A 13,831-nucleotide genomic window follows, 5' to 3' on the forward strand; every position below is an offset into this window, starting at 1 on the left:
GCGCTGGGGCAGGCGCCTAGCGCTGGGGCAGGCGCCTAGCGCTGGACAAGGGTCATTTCGAAGCTGTAGGAGTCGCCGCGGTAGACGTGGTGGCCGGTCTCCACCATGCGACCCGTGTCATCCACCGCAGTGCGTTCCATGGTCACCAGTGCCAGGCCGGGCTCCGTATCCAGCAGCGGCGCCTGGTAGTCATTGGCCACCATGGCACCGATGCGCTGCGAGGCCAGCCGGAAGTTCACACCGCCATTGCGCAGGATCGCGTACAGGCCCTGGGCTTCCAGCTGGGCTTCGTCGATGGGGGTGATGTCGTCGCGGACCCAGTTTTCCATCAGGGCAAGCGGTTTGCCGCCCACCTTGCGCAACCTGGTGAAGTGGTAGACCTTGGCACCGGCCGGAAGCTGGAGGGCCTCACGCGTGGGAGCGTCGGCTTCGATATGGGAGAAACTGAGCACCTCGGTGGTGGGCTTGCTCCCGTTATTGGTGAGGTCATCGTAGAGGCTCGAAAGTTCCAGCGGCCTCCGGACCTGGCTGGACACAACCTGTGTCCCCACACCGCGCTTGCGCACCAGGAGCCCGGAACGCACCAGCTCGTCCATGGCTTTGCGCATGGTTGGCCGGGACAGGTTGAGCTGCGCAGCAAGGTCAATCTCGTTGTCCAGCCGGCTGCCCGGGGGAAGCAGCCCGGTGTGGATGGCGGACTCGATGCCTTGGACCACCTGGTGGTAGAGGGGCACCGGTGAAGAGCGGTCGATGCTGAGATTAAGTTGATTCGCCACTGAGCGCTCCCTTGTGCTCCGCGAGCTCCGAGGGTGCCGGAGGGCCCGCGCATGTCAGCATATGTTCTCTTGATAGGACATACTGCCTTTTTGACGATAATAGCAGGCCGTTTTCCGGGGGCCAAGGACCGCCGGTGGGGTGCCGCCTGAGGTTGGGGGCTAGTCGTCAGGCTCCGCTGCCTGTCCGGGCCGCGGCCGGTTGCGGCACACTTCCACGAACGCCCGGAAGGGTGCGATGCGTTCCTCGGCCGGGAGCTCCACGACTTCAGGGTGCCATTGAACGGAGGCAACCCAGCGAGCGGGATCCTCCAGCGCCTCCACGGTGCCGTCGCCGGCGACGGCCGTTACTATCAGCCCGTCCGCGACGCGGGCCACCGCCTGGTGGTGTCCCGAAGCGATCTTCACTGTCAGGCAGTCCGCCGCGCCGTCCCTGCCGTAAAGCTGTCCTACCTTGGAGCCGGGGAGAATGTCCACGTCGTGCCAGGCCCAAGGTCCCGGTGCCGTTCCCTCGACGCCGGCCGGCTCAGCGCCACCCGCCGCGGGTTCGTGGTGCGTCAGGGGGCCGTCCGCCATGTCCTGCACCAGTGTTCCGCCATAGAGGACATTGAGGACCTGGTGTCCGCGGCAGATTCCCAGCAGCGGCAGGCCTTCGTCCATGCTCCCGCGCGCGACCGCCAGGTCCAGTTCATCCTGTGCGGGGTTCACGTCGTAACACTCGGCGGTCTGCTCTTCTCCGTAGTGCCGCGGGTCGAGGTCTCCGCCGCCGGGGAGTACGACGCCGTCAAGCCCCTTGAGTGTTTCGGCCAGCCCGCCGCCGTCGCAATGTGCGGTCAGCAGCACCGGCTCCCCGCCGCCGCCGCGGACCAGCTCCACGATGTACTCAAACAGCTCATTGGCTTCCCCGACCCGAGGGTCGGGGTCCCGGGAGCTGCTGAGCCGGACCGGGATTCCGATCCGCGGCCGGGCGGGCGGGTGCAGGGGAGGAGTGCGCATGACTCATTCTGCAACAGGCCGAAACGGTTAGGCTTGCCGGATGAGCAACAGATACCTTGTGTCCCGCCACCGCTTCATCCAGGCCGGGCCCGAGGCCATTTTCGAGGTCCTGGCCACGCCCGCCCTGCACAGCGTGATCGACGGGTCTGAGACCGTAAAAGCAGCGCAGCCGCACGGTCCGGAGCGGTTGTCGGCCGGCGCCAGGTTCGGCATGGAAATGAACATGCTGGTGGACTATAAGATCCTCAACACGGTCTGTGAGTTCGAAGAAGGCCGGCGCATCGCCTGGCGGCACTTCTTTGGCCACGTGTGGCGCTACGTGCTGGAGCCCTCCACGGACGCCCGCGGAGTCCCGGGCACGCTGGTTACCGAGCAATGGGATGCCCGGCAGGTCCGGGGGAAGTTCTTCCTTCGGCTGGCCGGCTACCTGCGCCGCCACCCCGCCAACCTGGACGCCACCCTGGCGAAGCTGGACCAGTATGTCGCGGGTTCGGGCCATGATGCTGATCCCGGCCGCGTTCGACAGTAATGTTGAAGGCACCCGCAGCGGCGGGCACGACTGAAGGCAGGAGCCAGGATGGGCCGCAGGACACTCGTTGACGATCTCGTCGACGGCCTGCTCGACGACATCCTAGACGGCAAGCTGAAGCCGCACGATGCCATCCCTCCCGAGGCGGACATCGCGAAGGCCTACGATGTCAGCAGGCTCACCGTACGCGAGGCGCTCAAGGCGCTGCGGGCGCAGAATATCCTCTACGTCAAGGCCGGCCGGGGAACGTTCGTCAACCCCTCGGACAACTGGACCGGACTGGATGCGATCTTCAAGGCTGCCTCGCACGGAAACGGTGCTGACCAGGTGTCCGTGGGGCTGATCGAGATGCGGCGCATGGTGGAAACGGGTGCGGCCTCCCTGGCTGCCAAGCGGCACACCTCCGAGCACGCCGAACAGATGCGGGAGTGCATCACGGACATGAAGCGCTTCCATGAGTCCGGTGACCTGGACCGCTTTGTCGCGGCGGACATCGCATTCCATGATGCAGTGCTGAAGGCCTCGGGCAATCCGTTTGTCCGGGCCCTGTTCGCTCAGCTGGGCCAGCTGCTCTACATGACCAGGCGGGAGACCTCGGCGGTGCCCGAAATCCAGGTTCATGCCATCGAGTACCACCAGAAGGTCATGGACAGCATCCTCAGCGGCGACGCCGAGCTGTCCCGGCGAACCATGGACGAACATATGGACCAGACCTACCGCGATTACGAACGCTACGTCCACCGTTCCGAGCCCTGACACTGCTTATCCCCTGGACGACGGCATCCCTCCTCCGGGCAACCCCCGCCACCGCAGGCTCACCCGCCCGGGCTTGACGTAACCCAGATCACGCTTCTATGATCTTTCTCATGTTCTTCCGTCAGATGTCAGACATCAGACTTAGCTAGTCACCCGACGGAAATCCCCCACATCTCCCTCGGATCGCGCCACTGTCCAAGTGCCGCCTCCGTCAGACAGAAGGTCGATGATGACTTCACTTTCCATGCGGTCCGCTGGGCTCGGCGAGCTCGGTGACCGCACACTCCGCAAGGTCCGCCGCCGCGTTATGCCGCTGATCGTCCTGCTCTACTTCGTCGCCTACCTTGACCGCAACAACGTGGGCTTCGCCAAACTCACCATGAGCGAGGACATCGGCCTCAGCGCTGCTGCCTACGGCCTTGGTGCCGGCATCTTCTTCCTCGGCTACGCCCTGCTGGAAGTGCCGAGCAACGCCGGCATGTACCGCTTCGGCGCACGCAAGTGGCTAGCCCGGATCCTCATCACCTGGGGCATCTTCGCCACCGCCATGGCCCTGGTCAACGGGGAAAGCACCTACTACATCATCCGCTTCCTGCTGGGTGCTGCAGAGGCAGGATTCTTCCCCGCGATCCTCTTCTACCTGACACTGTGGTTCCCGGCCGCGCAGCGTGTCACCGTGCTGGGCATCTTCATCCTGGCCCAGCCCGTTTCCAATGCACTCGGTGCCCCCGTGTCCGGGCTGCTGCTCCAGATGGACGGCATCCTGGGCCTCCAGGGCTGGCAGTGGCTGTACATCATCGAAGGCATCCCTGCCATCCTCCTGGGCCTGCTGACCCCGATCCTGATGACGGACCGTCCGCGGGACGCCAAGTGGCTCAACACTGACGAGCGCGAATGGCTGGCCACCACCATGGAGGCCGAACTGGCCGCCAAGTCCAAGGGCGGAAAGCACAACTTCCTCGCCGGCCTGAAGGACAAGCGCACGCTGGTCTACTCGGCCCTGTACTTCGGCCTGGTCTGCGGCATCTACGGCCTTGGTCTCTGGATGCCCACCATTGTTGCCGCACTGGGCAAGTTCTCCACCGCCGAAGTGGGATTCATCGTGTTCGTTCCCTATGCCGTCGCCGCAGTCTTTGTGTACTTCTGGAGCAAGCGGGCGGACCGGACCGGAAAGCGCGCCTGGCACACTGCCGTCAGCATGGTTCTCGCCGGCATGGGCCTCCTTGCGGCCGGGTACCTGCTCCCGGTCAACCCCATCCTGGCCCTGATTGCCCTCACAGTCTCCGCCATGGGGATCTACGGAGCCATCGCGCCGTTCCTGTCCATGCCGTCCGCGGCGCTCACCGGTGCAGCCGCCGCGTCCGGGCTGGCCCTGGTCAACTCCCTGGGAAACCTTGGCGGCTTCGTGGCACCGTACGCCGTCGGCATGCTCAAGGACGCCACAGGCAACAACCAGAGCGGCCTGCTCTTCCTGTCCTTCTGCCTGTGCGTCACCGCAGTGGCCACCTACCTCTACGCCCGGAAGCGGCCGGAAGGCGATGCCGCCCTGGATCCCGCAGTTGCCGCCGCAGCAGCCGTGAATGTAAACCCGGCCAAAACCCGCTCCTGATCGACCGAACACCAACGAATCCCGACGAAAGACACACCATGACAACCACCTCATTTCCCGCCGAACGCACCGTTGTCCTGACCGGGGCAGCTTCCGCCCGCGGTATCGGCCGCGCAGCTGCGGACCGGATGGCCAGCGAGGGCTGGTCAATCGCCATCCTGGACATCAATGCCGAGGACGCCAAGGCCGCGGCTGCCGAGATCGGATCCAACCGCGCCGTGAAAGCCGTCGGAGTGGGCGCCGACGTTTCCGATGCCGCCTCGGTGGACCGCGCGATCAGCGAAATCGAAGAATCGCTTCCGCCCATCGTCGCACTCGCAAACCTGGCGGGCATCAGCTCGCCGACCACCTTCATGGAAACCACCGTGGAGGAATGGGACAAGGTTTTCGCCATCAACATGCGCGGCACCTTCATCGTGTCGCAGCGGGTGCTCAAGGGAATGATCGAGCGCAAGCTTGGCCGCATTGTGAGCATTTCCTCGATTTCCGCCCAGCGCGGCGGCGGCACCTACTCCAAGGTTGCCTACAGCGCTTCAAAGGCCGGAATCATCGGCTTCACCCGTGCCCTTGCCCGGGAGGTTGGCGAGTTCGGCGTCACCGTCAACGCGATCGCACCGGGCCCCATTGACACCGACATCATGGGCGGCACCCTGACCGACGAGCGCAAGGCCCAGATGTCAGAGGGCATCATGATGGGACGGGTGGGAACCCGTGAGGAAGTGGCCGCACTGATCTCCTTCCTGCTTGGGCAGGATTCGGGCTACATCACCGCCGCCACGTATGACATCAACGGAGGACTGCAGGTCAGCTGACAACTAGGCTGGCTCCATGAACGCTGCCCGCAGCCTGAGACCCAGCCCCAGAACCCTTGAGGTCGAAAGCCTGGAAAACTTCGACCGGCTGGTGAACGCGGGGGTCCGCAGCATGCGGGGCTGGCATGCCCAGTCCCTGGACCTCCGCGGCCGCACCGCTCCGCTGGAAGCCATGGACGCGCAAGGCGCCATCTTCCTTGGCTGCACTTTCGAGGACGGCGTAGAGGATTCGCTCCGGAGCCGGGGTGCGCTCATCTTCCCCAAGTTGGAAACCGTTCCCTTCAATCCCTACCGCGGGCAGCTCTACTCACCGCAGGAGCTCTACTTCGGTCCGCCGGGCGGCCGCTACGAGTCAACGTTGGACGCCCGGATCTACCAGTGGAGCATCCGGCCGGGCCAGCGGCAACGGCTGGACGCCACGCTCGCCGCGGCACTGCATGACCACTCGATCGGTGACGCCCTTGACGAGCTGACACGCTCCGAAGTGTGCCGGGGCCGTCCGATGGTGGGGGTGATGGGCGGCCACACGGCGGGGCGCGGAACGCCGGTCTTCGAGGAAGCCGCCCTCGCCGGGCGGCTTCTCGCCAGGAGCGGACGGGTGGTGGCCACCGGCGGCGGACCCGGCGCCATGGAGGCCGCCAACATGGGCGCCTACCTCAGCGAACTGCCGGACGCGGACTTCCATGCAGCGTTGGCGCAGCTGGAAGCCGTGCCGGGGTTCCGGCCCTCAGTGTCCGCGTGGGCGCGGTCGGCTGCCGCCGTCGTCGAACGCTATCCGGACGGCAGCCCGTCGCTGGGCGTTCCCACCTGGTTCTACGGCCATGAGCCGCCCAACTATTTCGCCACCCACATCGCAAAGTATTTCGCCAACGCGATCCGGGAGGCGATCCTGCTGGAGCTGTGCGACGGCGGAGTGATCTTCCTCCCAGGGTCCGCCGGCACCCTGCAGGAAATCTTCCAGGACGCCTGCGAGAACTACTATGGTGCCTCTGAAACCGTCACGCCCATGGTCCTCGTGGGCCGCGAACACTGGCAGCGCCGCTATCCCGCCTGGCCGTTGCTGCAGAGCCTGGCCTCGGGCAGCGCGATGGCGGACAGGATCTTCCTGGTGGACACAGTGGAGGAAGCCCTCGGCATTGTGGCGGGTTAGCAGCGGGCTTAGAGGTCCTTGCGGCAGGCGGTCCTGCCCAGCTGGTAGAGGCCGTTGAGGTCGCCGGCGGCAAGGCCGTCCGGAGTACCGATTTCCGGGTACATCAGCTGCAGGGGGTCATCAACGTGCTCCAGCCCCATCACATGGGAGAGCTCGTGCAGGATCACGGCGGTGGCGTAGGCGGAGCCTTGCGGCCGCTCGAGTTCGCCGGCGATCTGCGGGGCGTCGAGGTCCAGGCTGCCGGTCACGAAGGTCTTCGGGCCGCCGTCGAAGCTGTAGTGGGTGCTGCCGCCGGTGCCGATCACCTGCCCCTTCAGCTTCGGCGCGGCCTCCGGGGTGGTCCACGCGATGAGGAGCGGTGCCCAGCGCTCGCCGTACGTTTCAGGCTGATAGGGGTCGCGTTCCTCGGCAGGCGCTTCGGTGGAGGGTCCGTCGTTGATGAACCGGATACCCGTGGCACGCGAAATCGTGCCAATGGCGTTTTCCACCAGGTCTTCCGCCCCCGCGGGCGCCAGCCCGGCATTGACGACGTAGTGCAGCGGACGGCAGGGAGAATAGCCCACGGGCGTCCCGTCGTCGTTCGTGGCCAGGAACTTGAAGGAATCACTGGCTGAGGGCGGTTCCTCCGCCGTTCCCAGCGGTGAGTCCGCTTCCTCGAGTCCCGGGGGAGGGGCGTCCGCGTTGACACTCTCCGCGACGACGCCCGGCTGCTGCTCGGCGGCCTGTCCGTCGGGGGCGGTGCTGTTGCGGAACTGGAAGAGCCCCACGAAACGGGGGTCTCCGTAAAACAGGCCGGCCGCCGTGAAAGCTGCCGCTGCGATCAAGGCGGTGAGTGCCGCTGTGCGCAGGATCCGGAGCGGCGTGCCCAGCCGGCCCGCATGCCGCGGCCGGCGTTGCCGCGGTTGCGGACCTTCCACTAGGCCACCACCGCGCCGAACGCCGTTCCGAGGAGGTAGGTGACGGCGGCCGCGCCCATGCCGATGGCCAGCTGCCGGAAACCGCGGCTGGTCGGGGAGGTCCCGGACAGCAGGCCGACGACGCCGCCGGTCAGCAGGAGGGCCATCCCCACCAGAACGGCGGAAACGGCAAGCGCTGCCACGCCCGTCATGCCAAGGACGAAGGGGATGATCGGAATGATGGCGCCGGAGGCGAAGAAGCAGAAGCTCGATGCCGCCGCACTCCACGCGGTGCCTACGGCTTCGTGCTGGTCCTCGGCGTCGGGGAGTTCAGGTTGGAGCGACAGGCTGGGGTCGCAGTCGCAATCCAGCAGGCCCGTCCGTTCCGCCACGCGGTGTTCGGCGGCTTCCCGGGACATGCCGCGGGCCAGGTACACCAGCAGCAGCTCATTGTGTTCGAGGTCCAGCCGCGGGGCCGCGGAGAGGGTGATCTGGGTGGGACGGGTTGCGGCAAGCAGCTCCCGCTGGGAACGGACTGAGATGAACTCGCCGGCGCCCATCGACAGTGCTCCGGCAAGGAGACCGGCCACGCCGCTCAGGAGCACCACCTGGCTGCCGACTCCGGACGCGGCCATTCCCATGACAAGGGAGAGGTTGCTGACCAGGCCGTCATTCGCGCCGAAAACGGCGGCCCTGAAGGAGCCCGCCAGCCGGTTCCGGCCACGGGTGGCCAGTCCGCGGACTACTTCCTCGTGGATCTGTTCGTCGGCCACCATGGCGGGTGTGGCTGAGGGATCTGAACCGTAGGGGGAGCGGCCCTCGGCGCGCTGTGCCAGGGCCAGGACGAACACGGAACCGAAATGGCGGGCCAGGAATCCCAGCAGCTGGCTGCGGAGGGACGCTTGACGCGGCTTCCCTGCGTGATCCCCGAGGAGCCGGAGCCAGTGGGCTTCGTGGCGGCCCTCGGCCTCGGCCAGGGCCAGGAGGATGTCCCGCTCCTCGCCGCTGCGGTTCTGGGCCAGTTCGCGGTAAACGCGGGCCTCGGCCCGTTCATCGGCGAGGTATTGGCGCCACCGCTTAATGTCGGTCGGGCTTGCGCTGCCTGCGGGTGTTTCGGGTGCGCCTGCTGCCGTACGGTGGGCGGGAAGGGCATGATGATGGTCAGATTTAGCGTGCTGAGACACGAACACTCCTGGGCTAGATGGGGCATGGTTTCGGCCCCATTGCAGATCCAGCGTACCCCGGATTTACGCGGATTTTCGGCCGGTATTCCTCACCCGGAAGTTTAGGCAGCCCTCAAATGCGGCCTCGAACGGATGGCTTCGGCGAAGGTGTTTTGGCCGGCTATTGACCGGGCCGGATGCCGGTGCTGTGATGATTGCCAGGGCAGGCGCTTCCGCAGCCCCACCCCTGGCCGCATAACCAGACACGGAGGTTAGCACCATGGACACGAACGGATCACACCCCACCCAGCCTGAACGGGACACCCTCGAATCCGATCCCGCCTACGATTTTGCCGATGACGCTCCCATTGACGACGCAGCAGAGACGGAGGAAGAGGAGCTGCTCGAAGAGGCCGGCCGTCCTGTTCCGCTGGGCGAGGAGGATTTCCTCGGCGATGAAAAACCCGTGGTGCCCCTGGGCGGGGAAGAATTCCTTGAGCCTGAGGAAAACGAGTGAGCGCTGCCATCCTTTAAACGAACGGCCCTTTAAACGAACGACGCCGGTGCCTCCCCGCGAAGGGGAGGCGCCGGCGTCGTGCATTGTTTGGCAGGTATTAGTTGACCGGTGTTAGTTGACCAGGGCCGGAGCCGGCTCTTCTTCGCCGACGTTGCCGGCCACGCGCTCCTGCCAGTTCCGCATGACCCTGGGGTCGGTCGGCTTGGTTGCCAGGGACACCACCACGTAGACGATGCCTGACGCCAGCAGGCCGTAATAGATCGGCTCATTGGCGTAGATGCCGTCCAGCGGTGCCGCGGCGTTGATCTCCAGGTAGATCATGGTGCCGAGCGTGACCACCGTGCCCACCGCCATGGATGTCGCCGCGGCCACGCCGGTGCCTCGTTTCCAGACGAGTCCGCCAAGGATCGCGACCAGGAGTCCGCCCACCAGGATGTCGTAGGCGATGGTCAGGGCCGCCACGACGTCCTTGGTGATGATGGCGATGAGGATGGCCACGATGCCCAGGCCAAGGACCCACATGCGGTTCGCCTTGACGTCGTGCTCGGGGTTGTCGGTGTCATCGGTGTTGATGTCCTTGCCGAACCAGCTGGCTACGAATGGGAGGACGTCGGCGCGGGCCACGGTTGCCGCCGCGATCAGGGCGCCGGAGGCGGTGGACATCATGGCCGCTACGGCTGCTGCGAGCACCAGGCCGCCGATGCCGACGGGCAGCAGGTTCTGGGCCACCTCGGCGTAGACGACATCCTTGCCAAGGTTTGCCACGTCGATCTCCGGGAGGGCCACTCGCGCGCCCAGGCCGATCAGGGCGCCGGCCGCACCGTAGAGGATGCAGTAGATGCCGGCTGTTGCGCCGCCCCAGCGTGCCACGGTGGGCGTCTTGGCGGTGAAGACGCGCTGCCAGATGTCCTGGCCGATCAGGAGGCCGAGGGTGTAGACCACGAAGTAGGTGATGATGGTCTGGATCCCGATGCCGTCGATCTGGAAGAAGCTGTCCTCGACGCGGCTGCGGATGCCGTCCAGGCCGCCCGCCGCATTAAGCGTGAAGGGCAGCATCAGGAGGAAGATTCCCACTGTCTTGATCACGAACTGGACCTGGTCCGCAAGGGTGATGGACCACATGCCGCCAATGGTGGAGTACACCAGGACGATTGCCCCGCCGATGGCGATGGCCAGGGCGCGGTCCCAGCCGAACAGCACCACAAAGATGGTGGCGTAGGCCCCGGTGGAGGTGGCGCACAGCATCAGCGTGTAGGCCAGCATGACGATTCCTGAAGTCTGGGTGGCGCGGCTGCCGTAGCGGAGCGTCAGCATCTGGGACACCGTGTAGATCTTCAGCTTCTGGATGGTGCCGGCGAAGAGCAGGCTCAGCAGGAGCACGCCGGCGCCGATGGCCACCACGAGCCACATGCCGGAGATGCCGAACTTGTAGCCGAGGCCCACACCGCCCACGGTTGAGGCGCCGCCGAGGACGACGGCCGCCATGGTCCCGGTATAGAGGAAGGGGCCAAGCCTGCGGCCGGCCACCAGGAAGTCGCTGTTGTTCTTGGTGCGGGACTTGCCCCACCAGCCGAAGGCCAGCATGGCGATCAGGTACACCACCACTATGGCGATGTTGACGAAGTTTGCGTCCATGTTGATGGGCTCCTTGGAGCGTAGTGGCAGCAGGGCAGGAATCCGCGGGCGGCGCCTGGGCCGGGCCGGATGCGCCTGCTGGAGAGACGGGGATGCAGGGGGTAATCCCTGTTGGTGATGCCGGGGTTCGTGATTATTGCCTAGGAGGCAACTCTTGTTGCCCAAAGGGTATGTTGTGATCCGCGCAACAGTCAAGGCGGATTGACACCATGTCCCGTTCCGGCGTCACAAGGTAGGTATCCCGCTAGTATGGCTCCAGCGATGGGGCCGTGCGGCCGGCTGCGAAAGGTTCGTAAATGAAGGCTCTACCAGTTGAACCGAGCAACATTCCAGTTGCCATCGGTTCGCGCATCCGCGCTGCCCGCCAGTCCCAGCGGCTCACGATCGAGCAGGTGGCAGACGCCACGGGCCTCACCAAGGGATTCCTTAGCCGGGTGGAACGCGACCTGACCTCGCCGTCGGTGGCTTCCCTCGTGACCCTCTGCCAGGTGCTCTCGATCTCCATCGGCGACCTCTTCGCGGCACCGGAAACGCACCTGACCAAGAAGGACGAGGGCCCCCGGATTTCGCTGGGCGGCGAGGGCATCATCGAGCGACTCCTCACCGCCCGCTCCGAACGGCGCGTCCAGATCATCCAGGCCGTGATCGAACCGCGCGGCCGCGGTGAATCCGAGCTCTACGCAGTGGACTGCGATGTCGATGTCCTGCACGTGGTCAGGGGCCGCATCCGGCTGATCCTGACCAACGAGGAATACGAGCTCAGCACCGGCGACACCGTGACGTTCCCCGGCCGGGAGCCCCACACCTGGGTCAACCCTACGGACGACGCCGTCGAGGTTCTCTGGGTGCTGGTCCCCGCAGCCAGCCGCTGATCCGCCAAGGCTGTTCCGTCAGCTAGCCCACGTGGACCCAGGGTCGGCGCGTGACGTCCGGCTCGGCCTCGCGCAGCACTTCCCGGGTCACAGGGGCGATCTCACCTTCGCCGAACAAGAGGAACCGGGTCAGGTTGGTCAGGGGATTGCCCTCGGTCCAGCGGAAGTAGATGTGCGGCATCAGGCCCGTGACGTCACGAAGGTGGAGCAGGACGGCCGCCAGCGTGTTGGGCACGTTGTTGCTGTGGATCTCAAGGATGCGGAAGCCGTGCCGGACCTTACCGGTGACCACGAGCTCCTGTTCGAAGTCTGAACTGTCGTCCACCAGGATCTCGATGAAGATGGCATCGCTGTCCACGGGCAGGTGGTTGGCCAGCTGGGCATGCTCCAGCTTGGCCCGGTACCTTGCTGCGCTGAGGTGTTTGGGTTCGTGCGCAATGAGCCGGATGGGCCCCTCTTCGCTGGCCGCCATGAACTCCAGGGCCCGTTCGTCCAGCCGGATGTGGGTGGCGCGAAGTTCGAATGACCGCCGGACGCGGGAAGCGAAGCTGACCACCACAATGCCGAGGATGAACATCGCCGCGATCTTCAGGCCGTCGGGGCGCTCCACCACGTTCGCCACTGTCGTGTAGAGGAAGACGACGGCGATCGCGCCGAAGGCGACCGTCTGGCCGCGTTGGTGCCGGCGCCGGGCGGACAATGTGACGGCGATGGACGCGGAAGTCATCAGCACCAGCACGCCGGTGGCGTACGCGCCGCCCTGTGCTTCGACGTCGGCCTCGAACACCACCGTGATGAGGAAGGCGACGGCGGTGAACACCAGTACCAGCGGCCGCACGGCCCGGGTCCAGGCCGGCGCCATGCCAAAGCGCGGAAGGTAGCGCGGCACCAGGTTGAGGAGCCCCGCCATCGCAGACGCCCCGGCGAACCAGAGGATGGCAATGGTGCTGAGGTCGTACACGGTCCCGAAACCGTCGCCCAGGTACTGGTGGGCCAGGAAAGCAAGGGCGCGGCCGTTGGCCTTGCCTCCCGGCTGGAACTCGGCTGCCGGGATCAGGAACGTGGTGATGAAGCTGGACGCGATGAGGAACGCGCTCATGATCACTGCGGCAGTGGTCAGGAGCTTGTGCGCGCCACGGATACGGCCCTCGGGCCTTGCTTCGGTGTCGTCCGGGCTGCCCTGGATCTGGGGCATGACGGCAACACCTGTTTCGAAGCCGGACAGGCCCAGTGCGAGTTTGGGGAAGACCAGCAGGGCGATGCCGACCATCACCAGCGGGTTGCCGTGCTGCTGGTTGAGGGCAGCCCACCAGTCGGTGACCACGTGGGCTTCGCTGAACACATGGGCGATGCCCACCAGCACCACGACCGCATTGAGCAGCAGGAATACTGCCACCAGGACGACGGCCACGTTGATTGCTTCCTTGAAACCGCGGAGGAACACGATGCCCAGCCCGGCAATCAATGCCAGCGTGATGGCCACTTCCTGACCGTGCAGGAAGTCCGGGGCGAACGGGTTTTCGATGGCGTGGGCGCTGGCATCCGCGGCCGAGAGGGTGATGGTGATCATGAAGTCCGTGGCGGCGAAACCCAGCAGCGCCAGGACGAACAGCTTGCCGCCCCATCGTGGCAGGAGCCGTTCCAGCATGGCGATGGAGCCTTCGCCGCGCGGACTTTCCGAGGCCACCCTGCGGTACACCGGGAGGGCGCCCAGGAGCGTCACTGCCACCAGGACCACGGTGGCCAGCGGGGAGACCATTCCAGCGGCGAGGGCGGCGATGGCCGGCTGATAGCCGAGGGTGGAGAAGTAGTCGACGCCGGTCAGGCACATGACTTTCCACCAGGGCTGGGGCGTGTGGTTCGCCTGCGGCTGGCCGTGCGGCCCCTGGCGTTTGCCGGATCCTTCGGGCATGCCCTCCAGCAGCCATCTCCGGAGGCGGTGGGGCTTGCGGGTGAACCTGTCCGAGGGGTCGGCCGGCGGCCTGGTGAGCGTGGTCACGGTATCCTTTCACGCAGCGCCTTCGGCCGTCGGCGGTCAGGGGCGCTGCTCCTGATTGGAGCGTAGGCCCGGGAAAGCGCGGGGGATGCCGGCTTTAACGAAACCTTTACGGCCCCTGTGATTG

13 protein-coding genes are annotated in these 13,831 nt (G+C 66.0%); 7 read left to right on the forward strand and 6 right to left on the reverse strand.

Going from position 1 to position 13,831, the window contains the following annotated elements:
- Nucleotides 1-35 precede the first annotated feature (35 nt).
- Nucleotides 36-776 (reverse strand): GntR family transcriptional regulator, encoded by a 741-nt coding sequence (locus ACSQ12_RS04425; protein ID WP_209747127.1) that lies wholly within the window; start codon nucleotides 774-776, stop codon nucleotides 36-38.
- A gap of 159 nt (nucleotides 777-935) precedes the next feature.
- Nucleotides 936-1,769: a gamma-glutamyl-gamma-aminobutyrate hydrolase family protein gene (locus tag ACSQ12_RS04430; RefSeq protein WP_436064479.1), complete on the reverse strand. Its 834-nt coding sequence runs from the start codon at nucleotides 1,767-1,769 to the stop codon at nucleotides 936-938.
- Nucleotides 1,770-1,809: 40 nt separating this feature from the next.
- Here ACSQ12_RS04430 and ACSQ12_RS04435 point away from each other — a divergent pair, with 40 nt between their 5' ends.
- The 5 genes from ACSQ12_RS04435 to ACSQ12_RS04455 all read left to right on the forward strand — a co-directional run bounded on the left by ACSQ12_RS04435 (nucleotide 1,810) and on the right by ACSQ12_RS04455 (nucleotide 6,625).
- Nucleotides 1,810-2,298 carry a polyketide cyclase / dehydrase and lipid transport gene (locus tag ACSQ12_RS04435; protein WP_436064480.1) on the forward strand — a complete coding sequence of 163 codons (489 nt, stop codon included), beginning with the start codon at nucleotides 1,810-1,812 and terminating at the stop codon, nucleotides 2,296-2,298.
- A 48-nt stretch (nucleotides 2,299-2,346) separates the two neighbouring features.
- Nucleotides 2,347-3,054, forward strand: a complete 708-nt coding sequence (locus ACSQ12_RS04440; RefSeq protein ID WP_209747121.1) for a FadR/GntR family transcriptional regulator — start codon at nucleotides 2,347-2,349, stop codon at nucleotides 3,052-3,054.
- 226 nt (nucleotides 3,055-3,280) lie between these two features.
- Nucleotides 3,281-4,663 (forward strand): MFS transporter, encoded by a 1,383-nt coding sequence (locus ACSQ12_RS04445; protein ID WP_374100863.1) that lies wholly within the window; start codon nucleotides 3,281-3,283, stop codon nucleotides 4,661-4,663.
- A gap of 38 nt (nucleotides 4,664-4,701) precedes the next feature.
- A complete protein-coding gene (locus ACSQ12_RS04450) occupies nucleotides 4,702-5,475 on the forward strand; it encodes an SDR family NAD(P)-dependent oxidoreductase (protein ID WP_436064481.1) in 774 nt (257 codons plus the stop codon).
- Nucleotides 5,476-5,491: 16 nt separating this feature from the next.
- Nucleotides 5,492-6,625 (forward strand): LOG family protein, encoded by a 1,134-nt coding sequence (locus ACSQ12_RS04455; RefSeq protein WP_436064482.1) that lies wholly within the window; start codon nucleotides 5,492-5,494, stop codon nucleotides 6,623-6,625.
- A gap of 8 nt (nucleotides 6,626-6,633) precedes the next feature.
- On the opposite strand, the gene ACSQ12_RS04460 is transcribed toward ACSQ12_RS04455, so the two are convergent.
- Nucleotides 6,634-7,542 (reverse strand): matrixin family metalloprotease, encoded by a 909-nt coding sequence (locus ACSQ12_RS04460; RefSeq protein WP_436064483.1) that lies wholly within the window; start codon nucleotides 7,540-7,542, stop codon nucleotides 6,634-6,636.
- Nucleotides 7,542-8,705, reverse strand: coding sequence for a VIT1/CCC1 transporter family protein (locus ACSQ12_RS04465; protein WP_436064484.1), 1,164 nt, complete (start codon nucleotides 8,703-8,705; stop codon nucleotides 7,542-7,544). Before ACSQ12_RS04465 ends, ACSQ12_RS04460 begins: the two co-directional genes overlap by 1 nt.
- A 259-nt stretch (nucleotides 8,706-8,964) precedes the next feature.
- On the opposite strand from ACSQ12_RS04465, the gene ACSQ12_RS04470 reads away from it, so the two are divergent.
- Nucleotides 8,965-9,201: a hypothetical protein gene (locus tag ACSQ12_RS04470; RefSeq protein ID WP_436064485.1), complete on the forward strand. Its 237-nt coding sequence runs from the start codon at nucleotides 8,965-8,967 to the stop codon at nucleotides 9,199-9,201.
- Between the two features lie 111 nt (nucleotides 9,202-9,312).
- On the opposite strand, the gene ACSQ12_RS04475 is transcribed toward ACSQ12_RS04470, so the two are convergent.
- Entirely contained in the window at nucleotides 9,313-10,836 is a 1,524-nt protein-coding gene (locus ACSQ12_RS04475; protein ID WP_209747109.1) for a sodium:solute symporter, read from the reverse strand.
- Between the two features lie 296 nt (nucleotides 10,837-11,132).
- On the opposite strand from ACSQ12_RS04475, the gene ACSQ12_RS04480 reads away from it, so the two are divergent.
- A complete protein-coding gene (locus ACSQ12_RS04480; RefSeq protein ID WP_390248406.1) occupies nucleotides 11,133-11,708 on the forward strand; it encodes a helix-turn-helix domain-containing protein in 576 nt (191 codons plus the stop codon).
- Between the two features lie 22 nt (nucleotides 11,709-11,730).
- Here ACSQ12_RS04480 and ACSQ12_RS04485 read toward each other — a convergent pair whose 3' ends face one another.
- Entirely contained in the window at nucleotides 11,731-13,707 is a 1,977-nt protein-coding gene (locus ACSQ12_RS04485) for an amino acid transporter (protein WP_436064486.1), read from the reverse strand.
- Nucleotides 13,708-13,831 lie beyond the last annotated feature (124 nt).

Source organism: Arthrobacter sp. LjRoot14 (assembly GCF_964253905.1).
Classification (GTDB): Bacteria; Actinomycetota; Actinomycetes; order Actinomycetales; family Micrococcaceae; genus Arthrobacter.

Bases quoted from the DNA above. Each gene is read 5' to 3' on its own strand.
- ACSQ12_RS04430 (WP_436064479.1), bottom strand. From the start codon at position 1,769: ATGCGCACTCCTCCCCTGCACCCGCCCGCCCGGCCGCGGATCGGAATC.
- ACSQ12_RS04435 (WP_436064480.1), top strand. From the start codon at position 1,810: ATGAGCAACAGATACCTTGTGTCCCGCCACCGCTTCATCCAGGCCGGG.
- ACSQ12_RS04440 (WP_209747121.1), top strand. From the start codon at position 2,347: ATGGGCCGCAGGACACTCGTTGACGATCTCGTCGACGGCCTGCTCGAC.
- ACSQ12_RS04445 (WP_374100863.1), top strand. From the start codon at position 3,281: ATGATGACTTCACTTTCCATGCGGTCCGCTGGGCTCGGCGAGCTCGGT.
- ACSQ12_RS04450 (WP_436064481.1), top strand. From the start codon at position 4,702: ATGACAACCACCTCATTTCCCGCCGAACGCACCGTTGTCCTGACCGGG.
- ACSQ12_RS04455 (WP_436064482.1), top strand. From the start codon at position 5,492: ATGAACGCTGCCCGCAGCCTGAGACCCAGCCCCAGAACCCTTGAGGTC.
- ACSQ12_RS04470 (WP_436064485.1), top strand. From the start codon at position 8,965: ATGGACACGAACGGATCACACCCCACCCAGCCTGAACGGGACACCCTC.
- ACSQ12_RS04475 (WP_209747109.1), bottom strand. From the start codon at position 10,836: ATGGACGCAAACTTCGTCAACATCGCCATAGTGGTGGTGTACCTGATC.
- ACSQ12_RS04480 (WP_390248406.1), top strand. From the start codon at position 11,133: ATGAAGGCTCTACCAGTTGAACCGAGCAACATTCCAGTTGCCATCGGT.